Annotated in this window: 18 protein-coding genes and 1 tRNA gene; 11 read left to right on the forward strand and 8 right to left on the reverse strand. The window is 58.6% G+C overall.

Annotated elements, in window-relative coordinates:
* Positions 1-4: 4 nt before the first annotated feature.
* Positions 5-847, forward strand: a complete 843-nt coding sequence (gene nadC, locus EDC23_RS13340; protein WP_134085273.1) for a carboxylating nicotinate-nucleotide diphosphorylase — start codon at positions 5-7, stop codon at positions 845-847.
* Positions 848-1,108: 261 nt separating this feature from the next.
* A complete protein-coding gene (locus EDC23_RS13345; RefSeq protein ID WP_166668878.1) occupies positions 1,109-1,948 on the forward strand; it encodes a PPC domain-containing protein in 840 nt (279 codons plus the stop codon).
* A gap of 71 nt (positions 1,949-2,019) precedes the next feature.
* Here the strand turns inward: EDC23_RS13345 and EDC23_RS13350 are convergent, their stop codons facing one another.
* Entirely contained in the window at positions 2,020-3,924 is a 1,905-nt protein-coding gene (locus EDC23_RS13350) for an ATP-binding cassette domain-containing protein (protein ID WP_134085343.1), read from the reverse strand.
* Between the two features lie 94 nt (positions 3,925-4,018).
* Here EDC23_RS13350 and EDC23_RS13355 point away from each other — a divergent pair, with 94 nt between their 5' ends.
* From EDC23_RS13355 to EDC23_RS13365, 3 genes are all read left to right on the forward strand, one after another.
* Entirely contained in the window at positions 4,019-5,461 is a 1,443-nt protein-coding gene (locus tag EDC23_RS13355; protein WP_134085276.1) for a dihydrolipoyl dehydrogenase, read from the forward strand.
* A gap of 322 nt (positions 5,462-5,783) precedes the next feature.
* Entirely contained in the window at positions 5,784-7,928 is a 2,145-nt protein-coding gene (gene recQ, locus EDC23_RS13360) for a DNA helicase RecQ (protein ID WP_243830796.1), read from the forward strand.
* Between the two features lie 163 nt (positions 7,929-8,091).
* Positions 8,092-8,487 (forward strand): YkgJ family cysteine cluster protein, encoded by a 396-nt coding sequence (locus tag EDC23_RS13365; RefSeq protein WP_166668879.1) that lies wholly within the window; start codon positions 8,092-8,094, stop codon positions 8,485-8,487.
* Positions 8,488-8,576: 89 nt separating this feature from the next.
* Here EDC23_RS13365 and EDC23_RS13370 read toward each other — a convergent pair whose 3' ends face one another.
* The 4 genes from EDC23_RS13370 to thiO all read right to left on the reverse strand — a co-directional run bounded on the left by EDC23_RS13370 (position 8,577) and on the right by thiO (position 11,399).
* Positions 8,577-9,263: a transposase gene (locus tag EDC23_RS13370; protein WP_134085279.1), complete on the reverse strand. Its 687-nt coding sequence runs from the start codon at positions 9,261-9,263 to the stop codon at positions 8,577-8,579.
* 265 nt (positions 9,264-9,528) lie between these two features.
* A tRNA-Thr gene (locus EDC23_RS13375) sits at positions 9,529-9,604 on the reverse strand.
* A gap of 8 nt (positions 9,605-9,612) precedes the next feature.
* Positions 9,613-10,017, reverse strand: coding sequence for a Fur family transcriptional regulator (locus tag EDC23_RS13380; protein WP_243830797.1), 405 nt, complete (start codon positions 10,015-10,017; stop codon positions 9,613-9,615).
* Positions 10,018-10,298: 281 nt separating this feature from the next.
* Positions 10,299-11,399, reverse strand: coding sequence for a glycine oxidase ThiO (gene thiO, locus EDC23_RS13385; protein WP_134085282.1), 1,101 nt, complete (start codon positions 11,397-11,399; stop codon positions 10,299-10,301).
* Positions 11,400-11,595: 196 nt separating this feature from the next.
* Between thiO and EDC23_RS13390 the strand changes: the two genes are divergently transcribed.
* The 6 genes from EDC23_RS13390 (at position 11,596) to EDC23_RS13415 (ending at position 19,931) form a co-directional block, all read left to right on the forward strand.
* A complete protein-coding gene (locus EDC23_RS13390; protein ID WP_134085344.1) occupies positions 11,596-12,177 on the forward strand; it encodes a GspH/FimT family pseudopilin in 582 nt (193 codons plus the stop codon).
* Positions 12,168-12,656: a type IV pilus modification protein PilV gene (gene pilV / locus EDC23_RS13395; protein WP_134085283.1), complete on the forward strand. Its 489-nt coding sequence runs from the start codon at positions 12,168-12,170 to the stop codon at positions 12,654-12,656. Before EDC23_RS13390 ends, pilV begins: the two co-directional genes overlap by 10 nt.
* Positions 12,653-13,780 carry a PilW family protein gene (locus EDC23_RS13400; RefSeq protein ID WP_134085346.1) on the forward strand — a complete coding sequence of 376 codons (1,128 nt, stop codon included), beginning with the start codon at positions 12,653-12,655 and terminating at the stop codon, positions 13,778-13,780. The genes pilV and EDC23_RS13400 overlap by 4 nt, the downstream gene beginning before the upstream one ends.
* Positions 13,780-14,322, forward strand: coding sequence for a pilus assembly PilX family protein (locus EDC23_RS13405; RefSeq protein WP_134085284.1), 543 nt, complete (start codon positions 13,780-13,782; stop codon positions 14,320-14,322). Before EDC23_RS13400 ends, EDC23_RS13405 begins: the two co-directional genes overlap by 1 nt.
* A 37-nt stretch (positions 14,323-14,359) precedes the next feature.
* Complete coding sequence (locus tag EDC23_RS13410) at positions 14,360-19,342, forward strand: pilus assembly protein (RefSeq protein WP_134085285.1); 4,983 nt, start codon at positions 14,360-14,362, stop codon at positions 19,340-19,342.
* A 154-nt stretch (positions 19,343-19,496) separates the two neighbouring features.
* Positions 19,497-19,931: a type IV pilin protein gene (locus EDC23_RS13415; protein WP_134085347.1), complete on the forward strand. Its 435-nt coding sequence runs from the start codon at positions 19,497-19,499 to the stop codon at positions 19,929-19,931.
* A gap of 146 nt (positions 19,932-20,077) precedes the next feature.
* Here the strand turns inward: EDC23_RS13415 and ispH are convergent, their stop codons facing one another.
* From ispH to lspA, 3 genes are read right to left on the reverse strand one after another with little or no spacing between them, the layout of a single operon-like run.
* Positions 20,078-21,022 (reverse strand): 4-hydroxy-3-methylbut-2-enyl diphosphate reductase, encoded by a 945-nt coding sequence (ispH, locus tag EDC23_RS13420; protein ID WP_134085287.1) that lies wholly within the window; start codon positions 21,020-21,022, stop codon positions 20,078-20,080.
* Positions 21,019-21,492: an FKBP-type peptidyl-prolyl cis-trans isomerase gene (gene fkpB / locus EDC23_RS13425; protein WP_134085288.1), complete on the reverse strand. Its 474-nt coding sequence runs from the start codon at positions 21,490-21,492 to the stop codon at positions 21,019-21,021. Before fkpB ends, ispH begins: the two co-directional genes overlap by 4 nt.
* A gap of 18 nt (positions 21,493-21,510) precedes the next feature.
* A complete protein-coding gene (lspA, locus tag EDC23_RS13430) occupies positions 21,511-22,050 on the reverse strand; it encodes a signal peptidase II (protein WP_134085289.1) in 540 nt (179 codons plus the stop codon).
* Positions 22,051-22,060 lie beyond the last annotated feature (10 nt).

Here is a 22,060-nt window from a genome sequence, read left to right on the forward strand (position 1 = left end):
TCCTATGCTGTTTACTGTTCCCCCCGAGCTCATTCAACAACAGGTCAGCCTCGCGCTGGCCGAAGATGTTGGCAGCGGCGATGTCACCGCCGCCCTGTTACCGGAAACCCGCCAGGCCAACGCCCGGATCATTTGCCGCCAGTCCGCGGTGATCGCCGGCCATGCCTGGTTTGACGAGGTGTTTCGCCAGCTCGATCCGGCCACCCGGATCGACTGGCAGATCAGCGACGGCGATCGTGTTGAAGCCGACCAGTTACTGTGTGAGTTACGGGGCCCGGTTCGCTCACTGTTAACCGGCGAGCGTACCGCGCTCAATTTCCTGCAACTTCTCTCCGGCACCGCCACGTCGGTACGCCACTATGTCGATCAAGTCGCCGATACCGGCGCGCGCATCCTCGATACCCGCAAAACCCTCCCCGGCCTGCGTCTGGCGCAGAAATACGCAGTCAGTTGCGGCGGCGGCACCAATCACCGCATCGGCCTGTATGACATGGTCTTGATCAAGGAGAATCACATCGCCGCCGCCGGCTCGATTCTCAAAGCCGTCGACACGGCGCGAGGCTTGTCACCCCAACTCGAGGTTGAAGTGGAGGTCGAAACCCTGGAACAGCTGGAACAGGCCCTGGAAGCCGGCGTCGAACGGGTTCTGCTCGATAACATGTCGCTCAAAACACTGGGCCAGGCGGTCAGCCTGAACAGCGGCCGCGCGATACTGGAAGCCTCCGGCGGGATTACCCTGGAGAATATCCGCGAGGTGGCACAGACCGGCGTTGATTTCATCTCTGTCGGCGCGCTGACCAAGGATGTCCAGGCCGTGGATCTGTCGCTGCGAATCAAAGAAGATTAGTGCTGAGTGCTGAGTGCTGAGTGCTGAGTGCTGAGTATGAATCGCCCCGGACTTTCCTCATTCTCCCCCTTATTTGTGTGACGGCAATCAAACATTCTGCACCTGTCTCGGTCGGCACCCTGCAGGTTCAATGAATCCGTGCTGTAATTCTCGACAGACCTATTCGCTCATTTTTCCGGTGGATAATAATCAAAAGAGAACACTGCCATGTTTATACGGATTACAGCCAAATTACTGATTTTCGCAACCGCATGCCTTGGCATGGTTGCGCACGCCGGCGAGAAGACCATCAACGAGATCGAGATTAATCACCCGATCGGGACGGCTCAATCGCTCTCCATCCCCGGTGCCGCGCTTGTCCCGGCTGAGCTGGGTAACGGCGGTTCTGATGACCTCGACTACTTCAGCTTCCGGGCAACAGCGGGGGATGTTGTAACGATTGATATCAACAACGGATGGGGCGGGACGCAGAGCGTGGACACCGTGCTGGCCGTGTTTGATAGCGGCCCCGAGTACAAGATGCTGCGTTTCAATGATGACGCAACCTCACCCGATGACGGCAGCATAAGCCAGTACGATTCCCGAATCGACGACTTCGTGGCCCCGACAACCGGGCGCTATATCGTTGGTGTCAGCAACTTTCCCCGCTATTTCATCGATGGTGGCGACGTCCGCTACCCGGACTATGGAAAAGAGGGTGATTACAGTCTGGAAATTACGGGGGTAACGGCCCAGGTAAAACAGGTTGCGATCAGGGTCAAGCCGGGTAAAGGCAAGGTCAAGCCGATCAACCCGAAGAGTCGCGGGAGTATCCCGGTCACGATTCTGGGTGGACCCGACTTTAACCCGCTTAACATTGACACGGACACCCTGACCTTTGGCGCCACCGGCGAGGAGAACAGCCTGGTTAAATGCAACCGGAAAGGCGTGGACCTGAACCAGGACGGCCGCATTGACCGCCTCTGCCACTTCGACAACCGGAAGGCCGGTTTCAGAATGACCGACGCCGAAGGGACAGTTCGCGGCCAAACCAGAGACGGCACAGCGTTTGAGGGCACCGGCTACCTGAATGTCGTGCCGGCTGAAAAAGCCCGGCACTGAATAAAGGCGAAATCGAAATCAGGCAAAACGGGGGTATCCCGGTTTTGCCTGATTTCACCTGACCGCGGTCATCAGCCCGTACCCGCCTGCTCCAGCATTTCGATCTCTTCGTTAACACTCAGCCACTGCGCCTCAACGGCTTGCTGTTGTTGTTGCAGCTCTGCCTGTTGGGCGAGCAATTCCTGCAGCTCGGTCTTGTTCTGTTCCTCATACAGGCGGGTGTCAGCCAGTTGATCGTGCAGTTCGGCCTGCCGACTGGTCAGGGTCTCCATCTGCTGTTCCAGCTTTTTGACTTTATTACGCAACGGCTGTATCTGGCGGCGCTGTTCGGCGGCCTGCTGGCGTTGTTGCTTTTTGTTGAGTCCGGGCGTGGTTTTATTACCACGGGCATCCGCCGCGAAGGCTTTCTCCTGTTGCTGCACCCACTGGCGATAATCGTCCAGATCGCCGTCAAAGCGCGAGACGTTGCCATCGGCGACCAGCAACAGGCTATCGGCCACACTGCGCAGCAGATAGCGATCGTGGGAAACCACCACCATGGCGCCGTCGAATTCCTGCAATGCCAGGGTCAGCGCATGGCGCATTTCCAGATCCAGGTGGTTGGTGGGCTCATCGAGCAGCAACAGGTTCGGCTTTTGATAGACCAGCATGGCCAGCACCAGACGCGACTTTTCCCCGCCGGAGAACGGCGCCACCGGGGAGACGGCCATCTCGTTGCCGAAGCCGAAACCGCCCAGATAGTTACGCAGGGACTGTTCACTTGCTTTGGGATCGATCCGTTGTAAATGCAACAGGGGACTGGCCTGCGGATCCAGTTGCTCAAGTTGATGCTGGGCAAAGTAACCGACTTCCAGGCCTTTGGCCGGGGTGGTTTCACCCATCAGCGGCTTCAACTCACCGGCCAGTGATTTGATCAGGGTCGACTTGCCGGCGCCGTTATAGCCCAGCAGGCCAATGCGATCGCCCGGCGCAATGGTCAGTTTGACCGCGTTCAATACCGGTTCTTTCGCATAGCCGATCGCCACCTCATCCAGTTGCAGCAATGGATTGGGTAACTGGTTCGGCGTGCGAAAACTGAAATGAAAGGGTGAGTCCACATGCGCCTGGCTGATCACCTCCATGCGTTCCAGCGCCTTGATCCGGCTCTGTGCCTGGCGGGCCTTGTTGGCCTGCGCCCGGAAGCGATCGATGTATTTCTGGATATGAGCGATTTCGCGCTGCTGTTTTTCATACGCCGACTGCTGATTGGCCAGTTGCTGCGCGCGCAATACTTCGAAGGCGGAGTAGTTGCCCGTATACAACGTCATGCGACACTGCTCGATATGCGCGATATGGGTAGTCACCCGATCCAGAAAGTCGCGATCATGGGAGATCAGCAACAGGGTGCCGGGATAGGCGCGCAGCCACTCTTCCAGCCAGACCACCGCCTCCAGATCGAGATGGTTGGTCGGCTCATCCAGCAGCAACAGATCGGAACGACACATCAGCGCCTGGGCCAGATTCAGGCGCATGCGCCAGCCGCCGGAAAATTCGCGCACCGGGACCGACTCCTGTTCGGCGGAGAAACCCAGCCCGTGCAACAGCTTGCCGGCCCGGCTGGCGGCACTGTAGCCGTCGATATGTTCCAGTTCACTGTGCAGCCGGGCCAGTTGTTCGCCGCGATTCTGCTGTTCGGCGTCGCGGATCTGCTGTTCAATATCGCGCAGACGGGTATCGCCGTCGATGACATACTCCAGCGCGCTTTTGTCCGCCGCCGGCATTTCCTGAGCGACATGGGCGATCACCGTATTCGGCGGCAGGGAGAACTCGCCGGCGTCCGGTTGCAACTCATTTAATATCAATGCGAACAGGCTGGACTTGCCGACGCCGTTGGCCCCGGTGATACCCACCTTCTGACCTGCCTGCACGGTGCAGGTGACGTCGTGCAACAGCTCGTGCTTGCCGCGGCGCAGGGAAAGATGGGAGAAGTTCAGCATGGGCGCAGTGTAACAGAGCCGCCGGTTCGATTGTTCCAGCCCCTGCATCCCGTTAGTATCGGATGACGCACTCACCCATGAGCGGGGGAACCCCATGTCCGAACATCATCGCCTGATTATCCTCGGCGCCGGCACCGCCGGCCTGGTGGCCTACAAGGAAGCGGCGCGGCATAGCAAAGATATTCTGCTGATCGATCCCGGCCCGCTCGGCACCACCTGCGCCCGGGTCGGCTGCATGCCCTCCAAGGTCCTGTTGCAGGTGGCCAAGGAGTTTCATAGCGGGCGCCGCCTGACAGAGCGCAAGCTGACCCGGGATGCGTCGCCGGCCCCCGATGGCCCGGCCGTGATGCAACACGTGCGCACCCTGCGGGACGGGTTCGCCAGTGGCGCGATCAAGATGGTCGAGAAACTGGGCGACCGGTATCTCAAGGGCCGTCCCCGCTTTGTCAGTCCCGACACCCTGGAGATCGATGGCCGGCAGATCAGCGCCGACGCCATTATCGTCGCCACCGGTACCCGCCCGGTGGTGCCCGAACCCTGGCAGGCGCTGGGGGAACGACTCATCACCAGTGACACGATCTTCGATCTGGAGACCCTGCCCCAGCGCATGGCGGTGGTGGGACTGGGTGCCATCGGCGCCGAACTGGGCCAGGCGCTGGCGTGGCTCGGGGTCGAGGTCCAGGCCTTCGGGCGTAGCGAACGTCTGGCGGGACTGGACGATGATCCCGTCAACGAAGCGGCCCTTGAGGCAATCGGTCAATCGATGACCCTGCATACCGGCCACGATGTTGAAGTTGAAGCGGCGGACAACGGCGTGACCGTAAACTTCGGCGAACAGCGGTTTGAGTTCGACGCCCTGCTGGCTGCCGTCGGGCGCCGGCCCAATATCGAGGATCTGAACCTCGCCGCGCTGGGCCTGCCGCTGCAGGACAACGGCCTGCCGGAGATCGATCCGCAACGGCTGCGCGCCGGCGATACCCCGGTCTATTTCGCCGGCGACCTCAACGGCATCCGCCCGCTGATGCACGAAGCCGCCGACGAAGGCCGCATCGTCGCGCACCACGCCCTGCATCCTGACGCCGACTGCCTGCAACGGCGTACCGCGCTGGGCATCGTCTTCACCGAACCGCAGATCGCACAAGTGGGCATGCCGTTCAGCGAGTTGCCTGACGATGCGCTGATCGGAAAAGCCGATTTCAGCGATCAGGGCCGTGCCGTGATCCTCGATCAGAACCATGGCCTGTTACGCGTCTACTCCGATACAGAGGGTCGGCTGCTCGGCGCGCAAATGGCCATTCCCGGCGCCGAACATATCGCCCATGAACTGGCCTGGCTGATCCAGCAAAACCTGGATGTCGACACCGCCCTGCAACTGCCCTACTACCACCCGGTGCTGGAAGAGGGCCTGCGCTCTGCCCTGCAGGGCATCCGCCGTCAGCTCGAGGCCAGCCGACAACGTCCGGATTTGCCGTTATGCGGGGACGAAGACGATCCGCTCGCCGGCGCGCGCCTGACGGCAGGGCCGGGGGACGAGTAACGAGGGACGAGGAAAGTCGTAGGCCCGATATAGCGAAGCGGTATCGGGCACGCCCGGATTGCCGGACAACGCTTTGCTATGTCCGGCCTACCCCCGATAAAGGGTCGAGGGACGAGGGACGAGGAAAATCGTAGGCCCGATATAGCGAAGCGGTATCGGGCAACCCACCCCGATTGCCGGACACCGCTTCGCTATGTCCGACCTACCCCCGATAAAGGGCCGAGGGACGAGGAAACACATTGCCCCCTCGTCACTCGGCCCTGAGCCCGGGAGGACCTTGTGGTCCTCCGGGGCGAGTGGCAGAATGTCGCCAACATCGCCAATGACAATAACGGACAGCATGGACGACCCGGCCGACATACTCAGGACGATCTTCGGCTACGAACAGTTTCGCCCGCCGCAGGACGAGGTCATCGACACCCTCATTTCGGGGCGCGATGCGCTGGTACTGATGCCCACCGGCGGCGGCAAATCCCTCTGTTATCAGATCCCGGCCATCGCCCGCCCCGGCGTGGGGATTATCGTCTCCCCGCTCATCGCCCTGATGCAGGATCAGGTCGCGGCATTGACCCAGGCCGGCGTGCGCGCCGCGTACGTCAATTCCAGCCTCAGCGCGGAAGAGGCCGCCCGGGTTGAAGGACAGATGCAGCGCGGCGAACTGGATCTGGTGTATGTCGCCCCCGAACGGCTGCTGACCGAACGCTTTCTTAGCAAACTCGACCAGACCCCGCTGGCGCTGTTCGCCATCGATGAGGCGCACTGCGTCTCCCAGTGGGGCCATGACTTTCGCCCCGAATACATCCAGTTATCCTTACTGGCCGAGCGTTATCCGAATATCCCGCGTATCGCCCTGACCGCCACCGCCGACGAGCTGACCCGCGAGGAGATCGTCACCCGATTGCAACTGCAACAGGCGCGGCGTTTTATCAGCAGTTTCGATCGGCCCAACATTCGCTATCGCATCAATCAGCGCGGCAATGCCCGCGAGGAACTGTTGCGCTTTATCCAGGAACAGCACTCCAATGCGTCGGGCATTGTCTATTGCCTGAGTCGCAAGAAGGTCGAGGCCACCGCCGAGTGGCTCAGCAAGCAGGGCCTGACCGCCTTGCCCTATCACGCCGGGCTCAGCAGCGAATTGCGTCAGCATCACCAGCACCGCTTTCAGAACGAGGAGGCGGTGATCATCGTCGCCACCATCGCCTTTGGCATGGGCATCGACAAACCGGACGTGCGCTTTGTCGCCCACCTCAATCTGCCCAAGAGCATCGAAGCCTATTACCAGGAGACCGGCCGCGCCGGACGCGACGGCCTGCCCGCCGATGCCTGGATGGCCTACGGGCTGGAAGATGTGATCACCCTGCGCCAGATGGTCGAGCAATCCGAAGCCAACGAGGCGCGCAAGCGGATCGAGCGGCACAAACTCGAGGCGATGCTCGGCCTGTGCGAAACCACTGCCTGCCGACGCCAGGCGTTGCTGCGCTATTTCGACGAGCCCCGCGACGAGCCCTGCGGCAATTGCGACACCTGCCTCACCCCGCCGCAGACCCACGATGCCACCGAAACCGCGCGCAAGGCGCTCTCCTGTGTCTATCGCACCGGCCAGCGTTTTGGCGTGACCTATCAGGTTGATATCCTGCTGGGCAAAAGCGATCCGCGCATCGAACGCAACGGCCACGATCAGCTCCAGCTGTTCGGCGCCGGCAAGGAACTCAACGCCACCGAATGGCGCGGCATCTTCCGCCAGCTCATCGCCCTGGGTTATCTGCAGGTGGATGTCGGTGGCCACGGCAGCCTGCGCCTGGCCGAAAGCTGCCGGCCGCTGTTGCGCGGCGAGCAGAGCCTGCATCTGCGCGTTGAACAAAAACCGGCGCGCAAACGCCGCGCCGGACGCGCCGATACCGAACTGAATAACGATCCCGACAAACAGCTGTTCGAAGCCCTGCGCAGCCTGCGCCGGCAACTGGCCGAAACCCAGGACGTGCCGCCCTACGTCGTCTTCCACGATGCCACGCTCATGGAACTGGTCGAACGCCGCCCGCAAAGCCGGGAACAGCTGGCCGACATCGCCGGCCTAGGCGAGCGCAAGATCGCCGCCTACGGCCAGGCAGTGCTTGATGTATTGACACAGCATCGCAACGCACCGACCGAACGCTCCGATACCGTGAAAGAGACCCTGCGCCTGCTGCGCGAAGGCCACAACGCCGCCGACATCGCCCGCCAGCGCGGCCTGACCGAAAGCACCATCTACAACCACTTCGCCCGCGCCCTGGAACAGGGCGACGTGCAACTCGACGACGTCGTTAATCTCACCGACGATCAACTGAACACCATCCGCGCCGCCTTCGATCTGGCCGGCGCCAGCGGCCGACTCAAGGATGTCTACACAGCTCTCGACGGGGAATTTGACTATGGCATCTTGCGCTGCGTCGGCACCGAGAGCGGCAGGCTGACACCGTCCCGCGCATAGGCCCGAACCGGTCGCCAGGCCCCTTATCAGCTGGCTCGAATACCCCTCAGCGCCGCGTTTCCGACACCAAACACCCAATCCGATCACAGTTTTTTGCTGGACGTCCGGTTTGCATCCCCTATATTTGTAGTATGCTAATTACATGTATCGGGCCGGATCACGCATGGCTGCTGAGAATTCACACACAACGCGACTGATCGACTGTGACGCCGGCAGACGGCTGGGCTGCCAGTCTTTTTGCTGCCACTTGCTGGTGCGGCTCAAACCCCATGAAATGGAACAAACAGACGACGGGACACCGCCGAAAAGTTTCATCGACAAGGACGCGGAGGGCTACTGTACTCACTTCGATAAACAAACATCACTGTGCGGCATCTGGGCGCAGCGCCCGGAGGTTTGCCGGGAATACGAATGCAACACGGATGTCATGCTGCAGATTGCCCTCAGGGAAGAGTTTCGGAATATCGTCGAACTGGCCAGAAAAGCGGTAACAACCTACATTCCGGCAGAAACCTACACATTCATTCCCGAAATCGACAGCGATGAAAAGGAAAAGTGAAACACCGCTCATAAAGTACGCGGGATTACCCTCAAGGACAATATCGCCACGGCCGATTTAACCAGCGGACAATTCCGGGGACAGTATACCTATTTCTCTGCGTTCACCATCGGCTTTCGGCCAGGCTTTTTCCGAGCCAACGCTTTTCCAGTTAGCGATTCAAGTTCAGCAATAAATTGGTTATTACCCAGCGGTCTGCCTGTCCGTGTGTGTTGTTGAATGTGTTGTTGAATGTATTGGTGAGTGATCTGTGTTTCCTGTACGACTGACAGATAGGCTTCCCAGTCATCAATCCGCTCCAACATCGGTCTCACTGATACCAGGCTATCATCTATGCCCGCAATGTGGGCGGCTGCGCTTGACCAGGGCCAATCGATCGGGTGACGGCATAATCGTGCCGCAACCGGGTTACGCTCAACATAGCGAACGGTTGCCAATAGGTACTGTTCATCCATAACGAATGAATGAAACCGTTCTTGCCATAAATGTCCACGCCAGCCCTCACGGAAATTGATATGGCGCGTATAATGCCGATGCGCTTCCCCCAGCACGGCCCGTAGCCCATCCTCATCACCGGGAACCATAACCAGATGCACATGATTCGGCATTAGGCAATAAGCCCAGATTTCGGCGTCAGAGGTGGCGACGGCTTCGGACAGAAGCTGAATATAATAGCGATAGTCGTCGTCACAAAAAAAGGTCTTTTGGCGGCGATTTCCTCGTTGCGTAACATGATGAGGGTAACCGGGCACAACCACCCGTGGCATCCTGGCCATCTTTGCACCTCCTTGTGCATGAACTCGTTGTCAATAGTCTAACAATGGTAGAGAAATAGGTATACTGTCCCCGGAATTGGGGTAGAGAAATAGGTATACTGTCCCCGGAATTGGGGGGTAGAGAAATAGGTATACTGTCCCCGGAATTGGAAGTTCCGTCCGGGGTTGTCTCCTGATGCAGCCCACAAATGCGGGGCAAAAGGGCGCACCCGACAACAAACCGGCAGGTTCAGCAAAATAAGGCGAAGAAAAGGTGTTCAGGAAATGGTGCCGGCGATAGGAATTGAACCTACGACCCACGCATTACGAATGCGTTGCTCTACCGACTGAGCTACACCGGCGGCAACGGTTACCCGCGGCTGCGGACCCGGATGATGATATCCACCCCGTCGGCTTCGGTCCCCTCGGGCAGGGTCGGCAGCTGATCCAGTTTGAGCGCCTGTGAGTCGATGTCCATCAACTCGCCGGAATCGACGTTGTAAAAGTGGTGGTGGTCGCTGACGTTGGAGTCGTAGAACACCTTGCTCGGATCCACAATCACCTCGCGCACCAGCCCCTTGCGGGCGAAGAGGTTGAGGGTGTTATAGATGGTCGCCTTGGAAACCAGCTGGGTCTCCTGGTTGACGATGGACAGCACCTGATCGGCCGACAGATGCTGCGGCCGCGCGAACAGGATCCGGGCAATATCGACCCGCTGCTGGGTGGGCGTGACATCATGCGCCCGCAGATGGGCGCTGATTTCCGCATCACTCATCCAGGATGTTGGTTCTTTATCCATCATGGGCCGAGTATAGACCACGCTTTTAGACAAAGTCTAGTCGTTTACGCCGTTTTCACCTGAAAACAGTAGATAATTCAGGGATATAGACGACACAGTGACGAGGGCCGAGGAACGAGTAACGAGGCCAAAAGGAACCACGAAGGCGCGAAGACTCGAAGAGTCAACAATGACAACTTCGTGGCTTCGAGTCTTCGTGGTGAAATTTTTCGACGACATTGGCAGGGCGTAGAATCCGCGCATTTCCTCGTCCCTCGTTACTCGTCCCCCGGCCCTCCCGCTACCGCCTGGTAAGGCGCCGGCGGAACGATGGGCTCGCGCCCGAGCAGCAGATCGGCGAGCAGCCGGGCCGAGGCGAGGCCCAGGACCACGCCGTTGCGAAAATGGCCGGTGTTGAGATACAGCCCCGCCACCCCGGGCACCTCGCCTATATAAGGAATACCGTGGGGCGAGCCGGGGCGCAGGCCGGCCCATTGATGCTCGACGGGCCAGTCCCCCAGTGCCGGAACCAGCCACTCGCCCGCCTCGCGCAGGGTCGCCAGGGCCTCTTCGGTGGTCGATTTGTCGAAGCCCACCTCCTCGATAGTACTGCCCACCAGCACCCGTCCGTCGCGGCGCGGGATGACATAGCGGTCCTGGCTGAGCACGATGCGCCGGATCCGCCCCGGCTCGCCGCGATAGAGGATCATCTGTCCGCGCACCGGGCGCACCGCCAGTTCAATCCCCAGCGACTCAAGCAGCCCGGCGCTCCAGGCCCCGCCGGCGATGATCACCTGATCCGCCCGGAACGTCTCGCCCCGGCTTTTCACCCCGTGAACCCGGCCGTCTTCGATCAGCAGCGCGTCCACCGGCTGCTGCTCGTACACCGCGACCTCCAGCGCGTCGAGACTGCCCCGGACGGCGCGGCCCAGGCGCGGATTGCGTAACTGCCCGACCTCCGGCAACCAGAGCGCCTGCTCCGGTACCGGACCCAGCTGCGGCTCGAGTTGGCGGATGTCGGCCGCGCCCACCGCCTGTAGATCCACCTGCCAGCGCCGCGCCCAGGCCAGGGCCGCCTCGCGCTCGTCACTGTCGAGGATCAGCAGGCCGCTGGGTTCATATTCGGGATCGATGCCGCTCTCCTCCCGCAGTTGCCCGGCAAAGGCCGCGTAGCGCGGCTGGGCCCAGCGGGCCAGCGCGTTCACCGCATCGTCAAAGCGCCACGGATAGAGCGGCGAGAGGATCCCGCCGCCGGCCCAGGTCGACTCGCGCCCGGTCAGTCCCCGATCGAACAGCGCCACGCGCCGCCCGGCCCGCGCCAGCTCCCGGGCCGAGAGCATGCCCAGCAAGCCGCCGCCGATAACAATCACCTCGTACATTCCCTCTCCCGTGACGGCGCACAACCCCGTCACCTGCAAATTCGCTATTATGACACTAATCCGGATCCCCTTGCGGGCAAACCCGGGGCGGAACCTGATCACACAATCCGCTCCGCCATGACCGCTTGTCCGGGATTCCATCCCGCCCGTCGGGAGACAGCCGACAAGTCCCCTCTCCATCGGCTATATAGATGCCATGAAAACAAAAAAAACCAAGGGGCTGACACTCGTCGAGCTGATAGTGGCCATGGCCATATTCAGCATCCTGGCGGCCATCGCCGTGCCCAGCATGGACGCGTTTATGCGCAATAACCGTTTGAGCAGCACGACCAACGATCTGGCCACCACGCTGAATCTGGCACGCAGCGAAGCCGTCAAGCGCGGAACCCCCATCAAGACCTGCATCAGCAATGCCGCCCAGGATAATTGTGATACGACCACCACTAACTGGGAAAACGGCTGGATCACCTTCATTGACAGCGACAATGACAACAACATCGATGCGAATGAAACCGTCCTGCGTCTGAACGCCAGCCCCAAAGAGGGCATAACAGTTCGCAATGCGCAAGATAACAACACCATCACTTTCGACAGGGATGGCAGCGCCAGCGATACCGGTTCTTTCGTCATCTGCGGAGACAGTAATAACATGGTCGGCCGGGGTATCAATATCTCCCTGTCCGGCAGTATCTCCGCCGCCCGGGACACTGACGACGACAAAATCAGCAATATCTATACCGATGATGCCGGCAACTGGGGAAACCTGACATGTCCCTGAAAACAGACAAACTGAAAACCGGCAGGAAACCGCAGAGGGGGTTTACCCTGCTGGAAGTCATGGTCGCCCTCGTGATCTTCTCGATCGGCCTGCTGGGGCTGGCCGGACTGCAATCCCAGAGTCTGCGCTACAACCACAGCGCCTACCTGAAGACCCAGGCCTCCTACCTGGCCTACGACATTCTTGACCGAATGCGGGCCAACCGCCAAGCAGCCCTCGACAGCGGCTATAACGCCGAGGACACCACAACGGGGGCGGATAAGGACTGTGACACCAAGGGCGCAACCTGCAGTACCAATGATATGGCCCTGCACGATATCTATGAGTGGAAACAGCTATTATCTGACACCCTTCCCGAGGGAACCGGTTCGGTCGACCAGGCTACTCTGGGCGAGAACAATTTCACCGTCACCATCGTGTGGGAAGACCCCGGCACCCCCGAGGAAGAAAGTGAATATCAACTTCGGTCACAAATATGAAGCACAGGCATCCCCAGTACAAATTCGGTCACGGCTTTACGATCATCGAGCTGATGATCTCGATTGTCATCGCCTCCATACTGATGCTGGGCGTCATGCAGGTCTTTTATGCCAACAAACATGCCAGCGCCGTGGGCAGCGGCCTGGCACGCGTACAGGAGAATATCCGTTTCGCCCTGAAAGACATCAGCTATGCCGGGCGTCTGGCCGGTTATACAGGCTGTTCCGACAACCTCACCAATCATCTCGATCCGGATGATGACGGGTATGATGAGGAGCTGTTCAACTTTGAAAATGCCACCGGCGGCTGGGAATTCTCCGACGGCGGGGCCCCCAGCACCACCAGCCCCGACCAGAGCTATACCCTGACTACCGTCACCCCCGCAGCGGACGGCACCAAATGGGACAATATCAACGATGAAGGGCTGCCCGACTCCCTGGTTGACAAGGTTGTGCCAGGCAGTGATGTACTGGTACTGAAATGGGCCGACGAGAACACCGATATAGAGATCAAGAACATGACCACCAATGGGGCGATAACCGTTGGTGATAATGATATTGAGCAGGGTACCATCCTCATGGTGTCGGACTGTTCCGGGGCCGATGCCTTCCAGAGTTTCCCCTCCAAATCCGGCAAGGCGCTGACCCGGGCCAGTGGCGGTTCGGGCAAGTCCCCCGGGAACAAGAATCCGGGTAAAAACAACTGGTCAAAAGCCTACAGCGATGGCGCGGAAATCCTGTTTTTCGTCAGCCGGGCCTATTTTATCGGCCAGGGGGTCAGTGGCGAGCCCGCGCTCTATCGCATCAGCTATACCCAGGGCAGTACCGACGCGGTCATCGAAGAACTTGCCGAGGGCATCGAGAACATGCAGGTACTGTTTGGTTATGACGTCGACGGCGACGGTTACGCCGACCGCTTCGTGACAGCCCAGGACCTGCCGGATCATGCAGGCGTGGTGGCCCTGAAACTGGCGTTTCTCGCCCGCAGCGCCGAAGAGATCAGGGAAAACCCGGCGAGCAGGGATTACACCTTGCTTGGAACCACGATCACCTCTCCCTCGGACGGCCGCCTGCGCTACGCCTTCAGCACCACGATCAAACTGCGTAACAAGGGAATCAAGTAATGCCGCGATATTCAACTCCCATGCAAAGCCGGCCTGAACAACAACATGGCATGGTGTTGATTCTAGCGCTGGTTATTCTCATGGCCATGACGATTATTTCGGTTTCATCCATGAGCACCAGTACGTTGGAAGAACGCATGGCCGGTAACCTCAAGGATCGGGAGATCGCCTTTCAGGCCGCCGAAGCCGCCCTGCGCCACGGGGAGAGCCTGGTGGACAGCGGCATATCGACAGGTTCTTTCAACTCCGAATGCACCAATGGTTTTTGTGACTACGATCTGCAGGAAGCAAACGACTTCCCGGTTTACTGGAAGGACGAGACGCTCGATGTCTGGAATAACAGCAGCAGACATATCGCTTTCCCCGTCACCGGAAGCGCTGAAGACGCAAAAATCATCATCGAATATATGGGCGTACAGATACAGGATTTATCGGGCGAACCGCAGCCGACCGACCCGCCGATATACCGTGTTACGGCCCTGGGTTACGGACAGACAACCGATGCCCGGGTCATGCTGCAATCCAGTTACATGAAAGAGTGATGAGGCTCCACGCGGATCACACAAAGAGGCAAAAGAGATGAACGCCCTACATAGACTCAATACCGTATTCAATAAAAAGACAGCCATCTTTGTGGTCGCGGCGCTTTGTGCGATACAGCTGGCCGCGGCGGCGACAGTGAACGGGTCCGCCACGGACTTCAACGCCATCCCCATACAAAACACCGGTAACAATCAGAGCGACGAGCCGTTGGCCATGCTGGTCATGTCAAATGACGAGCAACTTTATAACAAGGCCTATGATGACTACTCGGACCTGAATGGCGACGGCAAGATCGAAACCACCTATAATGATGAAATCGATTATTACGGCTATTTTAACAGCAATGGCTGTTATACGCACGACGGGAACCGTTTCAACCCCGCAAGTACCGCCACCGGCGACAATGACCACACCTGCGCGAGCAGTGAATGGAGTGGCAACTTTCTTAACTGGGCCAGCATGACGCGCATGGACATAGTGCGAAAAGTTTTGTATGGCGGCTACCGCAGTACCGATGACACCTGGAGCACCACGGACGGCCACACCATCCTGGAGCGGGTTTATCTGCCCAATGACATCCATGCCTTTGCCAAGGTATTTGAAACCTCAACCACCTCGGAAATGCAGAAATTCACCCCCTATGCACAGAAACGGCTGTCCATGTGCAACCTGACGGGGACAACCAATACCGCCACCGAATCACAATTGATCAACACCGACAACAACCCGCCATTACTGCGGGTGGCCGCCGGCAGCTGGCATCGCTGGGCATCCCAGAATAAGGAACAATGTCTCTACAGCGGTGACACCTCCACCCCGGATGGCGCGGATGAGCTTGATGAACTCATCGTGCAGGTCAGCGTCTGCGAAGACGGCAAACTGGAATCGGGCTGCGCGGAGTATACCGATGGCGGCAACACCTATTACAAGCCCGCCGGGCTGCTGCAAAAATACAGCAAAAGCGCCGGCAGCAAAATGCATTTCGGCCTGATATCGGGGAGCTACGGTCAAAAAGACAAAGGCGGCGTGTTAAGGAAAAACATCTCCGTCATCGACGATGATGACGCCAACAACACCGACGGGGACGAGATCACCGATGACGGGCGCATAAAAGACGACGTTCAGGGTATTATTAACACGATCAACAGCTTTCGGGTTGTCAAGTACGACTCGGACGACAATAAGTATATCGATTGTGCCAGCCCCGGGATTACGGTGGACGAGTTCAAAACCAGCTCGGATACCGCGAAACAATGCACCAACTGGGGCAATCCGATCGGGGAGATGTATCTCGAGGCCCTGCGCTATTTTTCCGGCAACACCTCGCCCTCCGCTGTTTTTGATGCCGACGACTCCGGTCTGATAAACAGCAGCAACAACAGCTCTATTCCGACTACGCTGAATAAAGTCACCTGGGAAGATCCCATCATCCCCGACGGCCAGAGCGGCCAGAATTATTGCGCCAGCTGCAATATTATTCTGCTGTCCAGCGGGCTGAATAATTTCGATGGCGACGATCTGCTTTCAGCCAAGGATATCGAAGGCATCAATAACGAATCAAACAACCTTAGCGGCATAACCGATGAAGTCGGCCAACACGAAGGATACAGCGGTAACTTCTTTATCGGGAATAACGGTTCGACCAGCGATGGCGAGTGTACCGCCAAGGAATACACCACGCTCCACGACATGACCGGCATCTGTCCCGAACAGCCCACGCTGGAAGGCAGCTACCAGATTGCCGGCCTTGCCTTCCATGGTCGTACCACCGATCTGCGGCCGGACAATACCAGCTATCCGGATACCCAGAATGTCAACACCTACTCCATCGCCATGGCCCGGGGCGTGCCGCAATTTCGCATTCCCGCCTATAATGATAGCGGGGTTAAACAGGGCGAATTCAACTTTATGCCGGCCTGCGGCGCCAACAGTGATGGTACCGCCTCGCTCACGGACAGTGGCTGGCGTCAGTGCAGCCTGGTGGATATCCAGCTTGTCAACCCGATTTACAAAACCGTCACCGACAGTGACAGTGGCGAGACAGTCAACGTCCTCACCAATGCAACGGCGCGCATTACCTGGGAGGATTCCACCTGGGGTAACGACTATGACATGGACGGGGTGCAGGATCTGCGCTTCAGTTATGACCCCTCAACCCAAGAACTCACTGTCACGGTCGAGTCCAAACAGGCTGAAGCCGACCACGCGCTTCGCTGGGGATACGCCATAAGCGGCTCGGATAATGACGGCCTCACCTACCCCTTGTTGCGCCCGGGCAAAGATAATTACGATCATATCGGCACCGCGGATGTTCGCACCTGTGCCACTGCCAGCGACTGCCAGGCAACCTACAGCCCCGGCAACACCAGTACCCAACTGCTTGAGGATCCGCTGTGGTACGCGGCGAAATGGGGCGGCTTTAATGATCTCAATGACAACAACCGCCCCGACCTGACCAGTGAATGGGACCAGAAAAACAACCGTACCGGTGAACGCGATCCGGACGGTATCCCCGACAATTATTTCCTTGCCACCAATCCCAACGAGCTTGAGAAACGGCTGGATGGGGTCTTCAACGATCTATTGAAACGGCTGTCGGCCGGTTCCGCGGCCGCGGTAATTGCCGATACCGTCACCATGACCGGCGGCGTGGTCCAGGCACTCTATCAGCCCGAGCAGGCGATCGACGGCAAGATCCTGAGCTGGACGGGGCTGGTCCACAGCGTGTTCATCGACGAAAACGGCAACCTGCGCGAGGATACCAATGGCAATGCCCGCCTCGACGATTACAGCACCGACAAGTGGATTCAGATTCAATATGACGAGTCGGTCGAACGAACCCGCATATTCTATTGTAATCAAGGCGATGACTGCGCCTCCTATGACGATATAAAGGAGATCGAGGATCTTAACCCCATATGGAACGCCCGCGACCGCCTCGCCGAGGTCAGCAGCACTCGAATCACCGAACAACGTGCCTACGATACCTCCTTCGGCGATTCCAGCGCTGGCGGACGTCATATATTCACCTGGCTTGATAACGACACGGACAATGTGGTCGACAGCGGCGAAGTCGTCGACTTCGTCGACGACAACATTACCACCGGCAACTACGGCTATCTCAATGCGGTGGATGCGACCGAGGCGAAAAATATTGTTAATTTCATTCGCGGCGATGACAGTATCAGCGGCTATCGAAATCGCACGGCCGACTATGACGGGGAAGGCGAAAAAGTCTGGCGCCTGGGGGATATTGTCCATTCGACCCCGCTGATTGTGTCAAACCCGTCCGAGGGGTGGGATATTCGCTACGGCGATAATACCTATCGCGAATTCAGGGCTGAATACAGCGACCGCCGCAGCGTGGTCTATGTCGGCGCCAACGACGGGATGCTGCATGCCTTTAATGCCGGTTTCTTCGACGGCAACAACAGTCGATTCTGTCTCGATGCCGGATGCACCGCGCCATCCGACGCACACCCGCTGGGCGCGGAACTCTGGGCCTATGTCCCCAAGAACCTGCTGCCCCACCTGCGCTGGCTGACCGAGCCTGATTACCCGCACGTCTATTATATGGACGGCAAACCCCAGTCGTTCGATGTCAACATTTTCCCCGATGACCCCGATCACCCCGGTGGCTGGGGAACGATTCTTGTCGTCGGAATGCGCCTCGGCGGCGGCAAACTTGGCGTGGATTACGACAATGACGGGGGGGATCCGGATTACACGGCCCAATCCGCTTATGCCATTTTCGATATCACCAATCCTGAAAACCCGCCCGAATTACTGGCCGAGTTTACCGACGCCGATCTCGGGTTTACCACCAGCGCCCCGCAGATTGCCGTACGCCGCCAGGCGGATGAGACGAGTCTTGACTGGTCAGATCCCGTCATCAACGACTGGTATCTGGTTTTTGGTAACGGTCCCACCGATCTGGATTCGGTCACCAGTGCCAATAATGCACAGCTCTATGCGCTGAAACTGGAACTGCTGGCCAATGACAGCCTGAACGTGGACGCCAGTCAGGTCACCAAGATCGACACGGGTATCACCAGCAGTTTTGTCGGCGATCCGGCGGTTGTCGACTGGTCCAATGACTTTCTCTCCGATGCCATTTACTTTGGCACCGTCGGGGGCACCCCGGCCGTTCCGGACGGGCAGTTGATGCGCATCGCGCTGACCAGCGACAGCACCGCCGACTGGGCGAGCAGTTCCAACCGCGGGACCCTGATCGACCCGGGACAGCCTTTTGTCCATCGACCGGAGCTGCACTCGCTTGATGGGTCACCGCAAAATGAATGGTGGGTCTACGCCAGCACGGGACGGCTGTATACCTCCGCCGATAACGGCAGCGTTGAAACCCAGTCCATGTACGGTATCCGGGAGATACACGATCCGAACAATCTGCCGGTGCTTCCCGATGTGGATGTATCTGTCTCCCGTGACTCAACGGCGACCTATCCGCTGCAGGAAGTCACCGGTGTGAGCGTTTACACGGATGGAACGGTCGACGGCAACGGCGTGGTGACCGATCCCGATGGTACCGAGCCTTTCACTTTCAATGAGCTTGAAGGTATCGTCGACGGCAAGCAGGGCTGGTATTTTGACTTTGACTCTGACGGTACCAGCCCCGCCAGTCGAGGAATATCCCGCGCGACCTTCTGGCAGGATCTGGTTCTGTTCAACAGTTACAATCCGCCAACAGCAACCTCCTGTCTGGCGGAAGGGTTCAGCGATATCTGGGCGGTCTATCACTCGACCGGTACCGCCCACCCGCAGGAGATCGGTTTCAATATAACAGACGACAATTCAGTTAATGATGCCGGTTACCCCGAAAAAGTACCCAAGATCGAACTGGGCTACGGTATTGCGTCCGATATCACGCTCTATCGAACCAAGGACGGCACCAGCAAACCGATCGTGCAGCTGACCACGGGTGAAATTGTGGATACCGAAAAGGTAACAGGTGGGGCCGGTAAGTCGGGGCGCCAATCCTGGCGCGAGATTCCCCTGAACTGAACAGAAGGGTTTCCAGGCACCTTGACGTTAGCCGACGCCGCCGCCCCTCCAGGACACGCCGTGAACAGGTCCTTGGAGGCGCGCACGGCTGCCCTTATACCTGTACCGGGACTCTGAAGCATTGATTAGACTTAACGGAAGTGGATAAAACACTATGTATTTCAATCTGAAACAAAACAATCAAGGGTTCACGCTGATCGAGATCATGATCACCCTGATGGTGATCGCGGTACTCGCCTCCATCGCCGTCCCTGCCTATAACTCGATGAAGCAGCAGAGTAATCGCAGCGATGCCGTCAGCGCACTGACCCGGGTCGCGCAATTGCAGGAACGCTGGTATTCGAACAAGGGGACCTACGCCGATAACCTGACGACCATTGGCATGAGCTCTACCACCAGCAAAGAGGGCCACTACGACCTGTCACTGACCTTCGATGACACTGAACCGGATGAATTCGTCGTGACCGCCACCGCCACCGGTCCCCAAAAAGACGATGAAAACTGTCGTACCTTCAGCCTCGATCAGGCCGGACGCAAAACTTCCGAGGACAGTGATGGTAACGCGTCAACCGGTTGCTGGCAGAAATAGAACAGAAAGTTGGCAGTTGGCATAAGAGAAAGCTGGCAGTCATCAGATGGCAGCTTGCAGCGGCGAAATCGGAAGTGTGCCATTGACAAAAATAAACCTTGGTTCAAAATTTTCTGCCAACTGCCAACTGCCAACTGCCAACTTTATTACAAACTTTTTTCCCTGAGTTCAGCAGGCAGGGAGAAGAAGACATTCTCGGACTGGCCTTCACCCCCCTCGATCACGTCCACGCCCCACTGACGCAGTTTCTCGATCACCTGTTCGACCAGCACTTCCGGGGCGGAGGCGCCGGCGGTGAGGCCGATGGCGGAGACCCCTTTCAGCCATTCCGGCTCGATCCGGCTTTCATCGTCAATCAGGTAGGCGGTGGTGCCGCGGCGTTCGGCGACCTCTTTGAGGCGGGTGGAGTTTGAGCTGTTGGGCGAGCCGACCACCAGTAATAGATCCACCTGATCGGCGAGGGATTTGACCGCGTCCTGGCGATTCTGGGTGGCGTAGCAGATATCGTCCTTGCGCGGTCCCTGGATGGCGGGGAAGCGTTCCCGCAGGGCATCGATGATCGCGGCGGTATCATCCATCGACAGGGTGGTCTGGGTGACGAAGGCCAGATGGTCGGGATCCGTAACCTGCAGTCTGGCCACATCAGCGACGTTTTCGACCAGATACATCCTGCCTCCCTCGCAGGTATCGAACTGCCCCATGGTACCTTCCACTTCCGGATGGCCGGCATGACCGATGAGGATGCACTCCTGGCCGTTGCGACTGTAACGCGTCACCTCCAGATGGACCTTGGTCACCAGCGGACAGGTGGCATCGAACACCTCCAGTCCACGCCGCGCCGCTTCCTGACGCACGGCCTGGGAGACCCCGTGGGCACTGAAAATGACCGTCGCACCGTCGGGGACTTCATCCAGCTCCTCGACAAAGACCGCCCCCTTGGCACGCAGATCGTCGACCACGAAACGGTTATGAACCACTTCATGGCGGACATAGATGGGCGCGCCGAACAGCTCCAGTGCCCGCTCGACAATGTCGATGGCACGATCCACGCCGGCACAGAAGCCGCGCGGATTGGCGAGTATGACTTTCATGTTTCACTGTCCTGGGTGAATTCACCCGGTTGAATCGCCAGTATCTCCACATCGAAGATCACCGGCCGCCCGGCAAGGGGATGATTGAAATCAACCACTACTTCCTCGTCGTGGACTTCGTGAATGGTACCTGGTACCTCTTCGCCGGAAGGGGTGCTGAAGCCGAGAATGATCCCCTCCTCCAGCGGCAGTTCCGCGGCAAACTCGCTGCGCGCCAGGGTATGAATGTTCTCCTCCTCGGGAAAACCGAAGGTGTCGCGCGGTCCGATCTCCAGACACTGTTTGTCGCCCACCTTCAGACCGTACAGTACCATTTCCAGCCCCTCGACCAGGGTACCGTCGCCCATGGTAAAGGTCATCGGCTCCCCCTCTTCGGTGCTGTCCGCCACCGTGCCATCGGTGAGACTCAGGGTAAAGTGCATGGTGACCTGTGAACCCGGCCCGATGGTCAATGCTTCGATATCCGCCATAATAATCCGCCCGTATAATCAGTCTTTGTATTTTGCCGCCAGTTTCCGGTCGGCCCGGTGCTGGCGCAGGGTATCGATCAATATCAACACCACCCCGAGGGTAATTGCCGCATCGGCCACATTAAACGCCGGCCAGTGGCATTCGGCCTGGCCGCCTCGATTCCAGGTGTAAAACATAGGCAGGCAGCCTGTGCCGCGATAATAGACATCGAGAAAATCGATTACATAACCGTGCAGCAGGCGATCGACCAGATTGCCCAGCGCCCCGCCCAGAATCAGTGCCAGCGACGCCGCCTGCAGATGCTCGTGCCGCAGACGCTTGATCCATAAAAAGATCGCCACACTGATAACAATCGACAACAGGGCAAAAACCCAGCGCTGCCAGCCCCCCGCATCGCTGAGAAAGCTGAATGCCGCGCCGCTGTTATGCATCAGCGTCAGATTGAATACCGGCAACAGCTCGACCGGCTGGTGTAATACCAGATAAGCACTGGCGATCAGTTTACTTACCTGATCGAGCACCACCACCACCGCCGTCAACCATAACCATTTCAGCATGTAAAATCCT

Origin of the sequence: Thiohalophilus thiocyanatoxydans (assembly GCF_004366735.1) — a bacterium.
Classification (GTDB): domain Bacteria; phylum Pseudomonadota; class Gammaproteobacteria; order UBA6429; family Thiohalophilaceae; genus Thiohalophilus; species Thiohalophilus thiocyanatoxydans.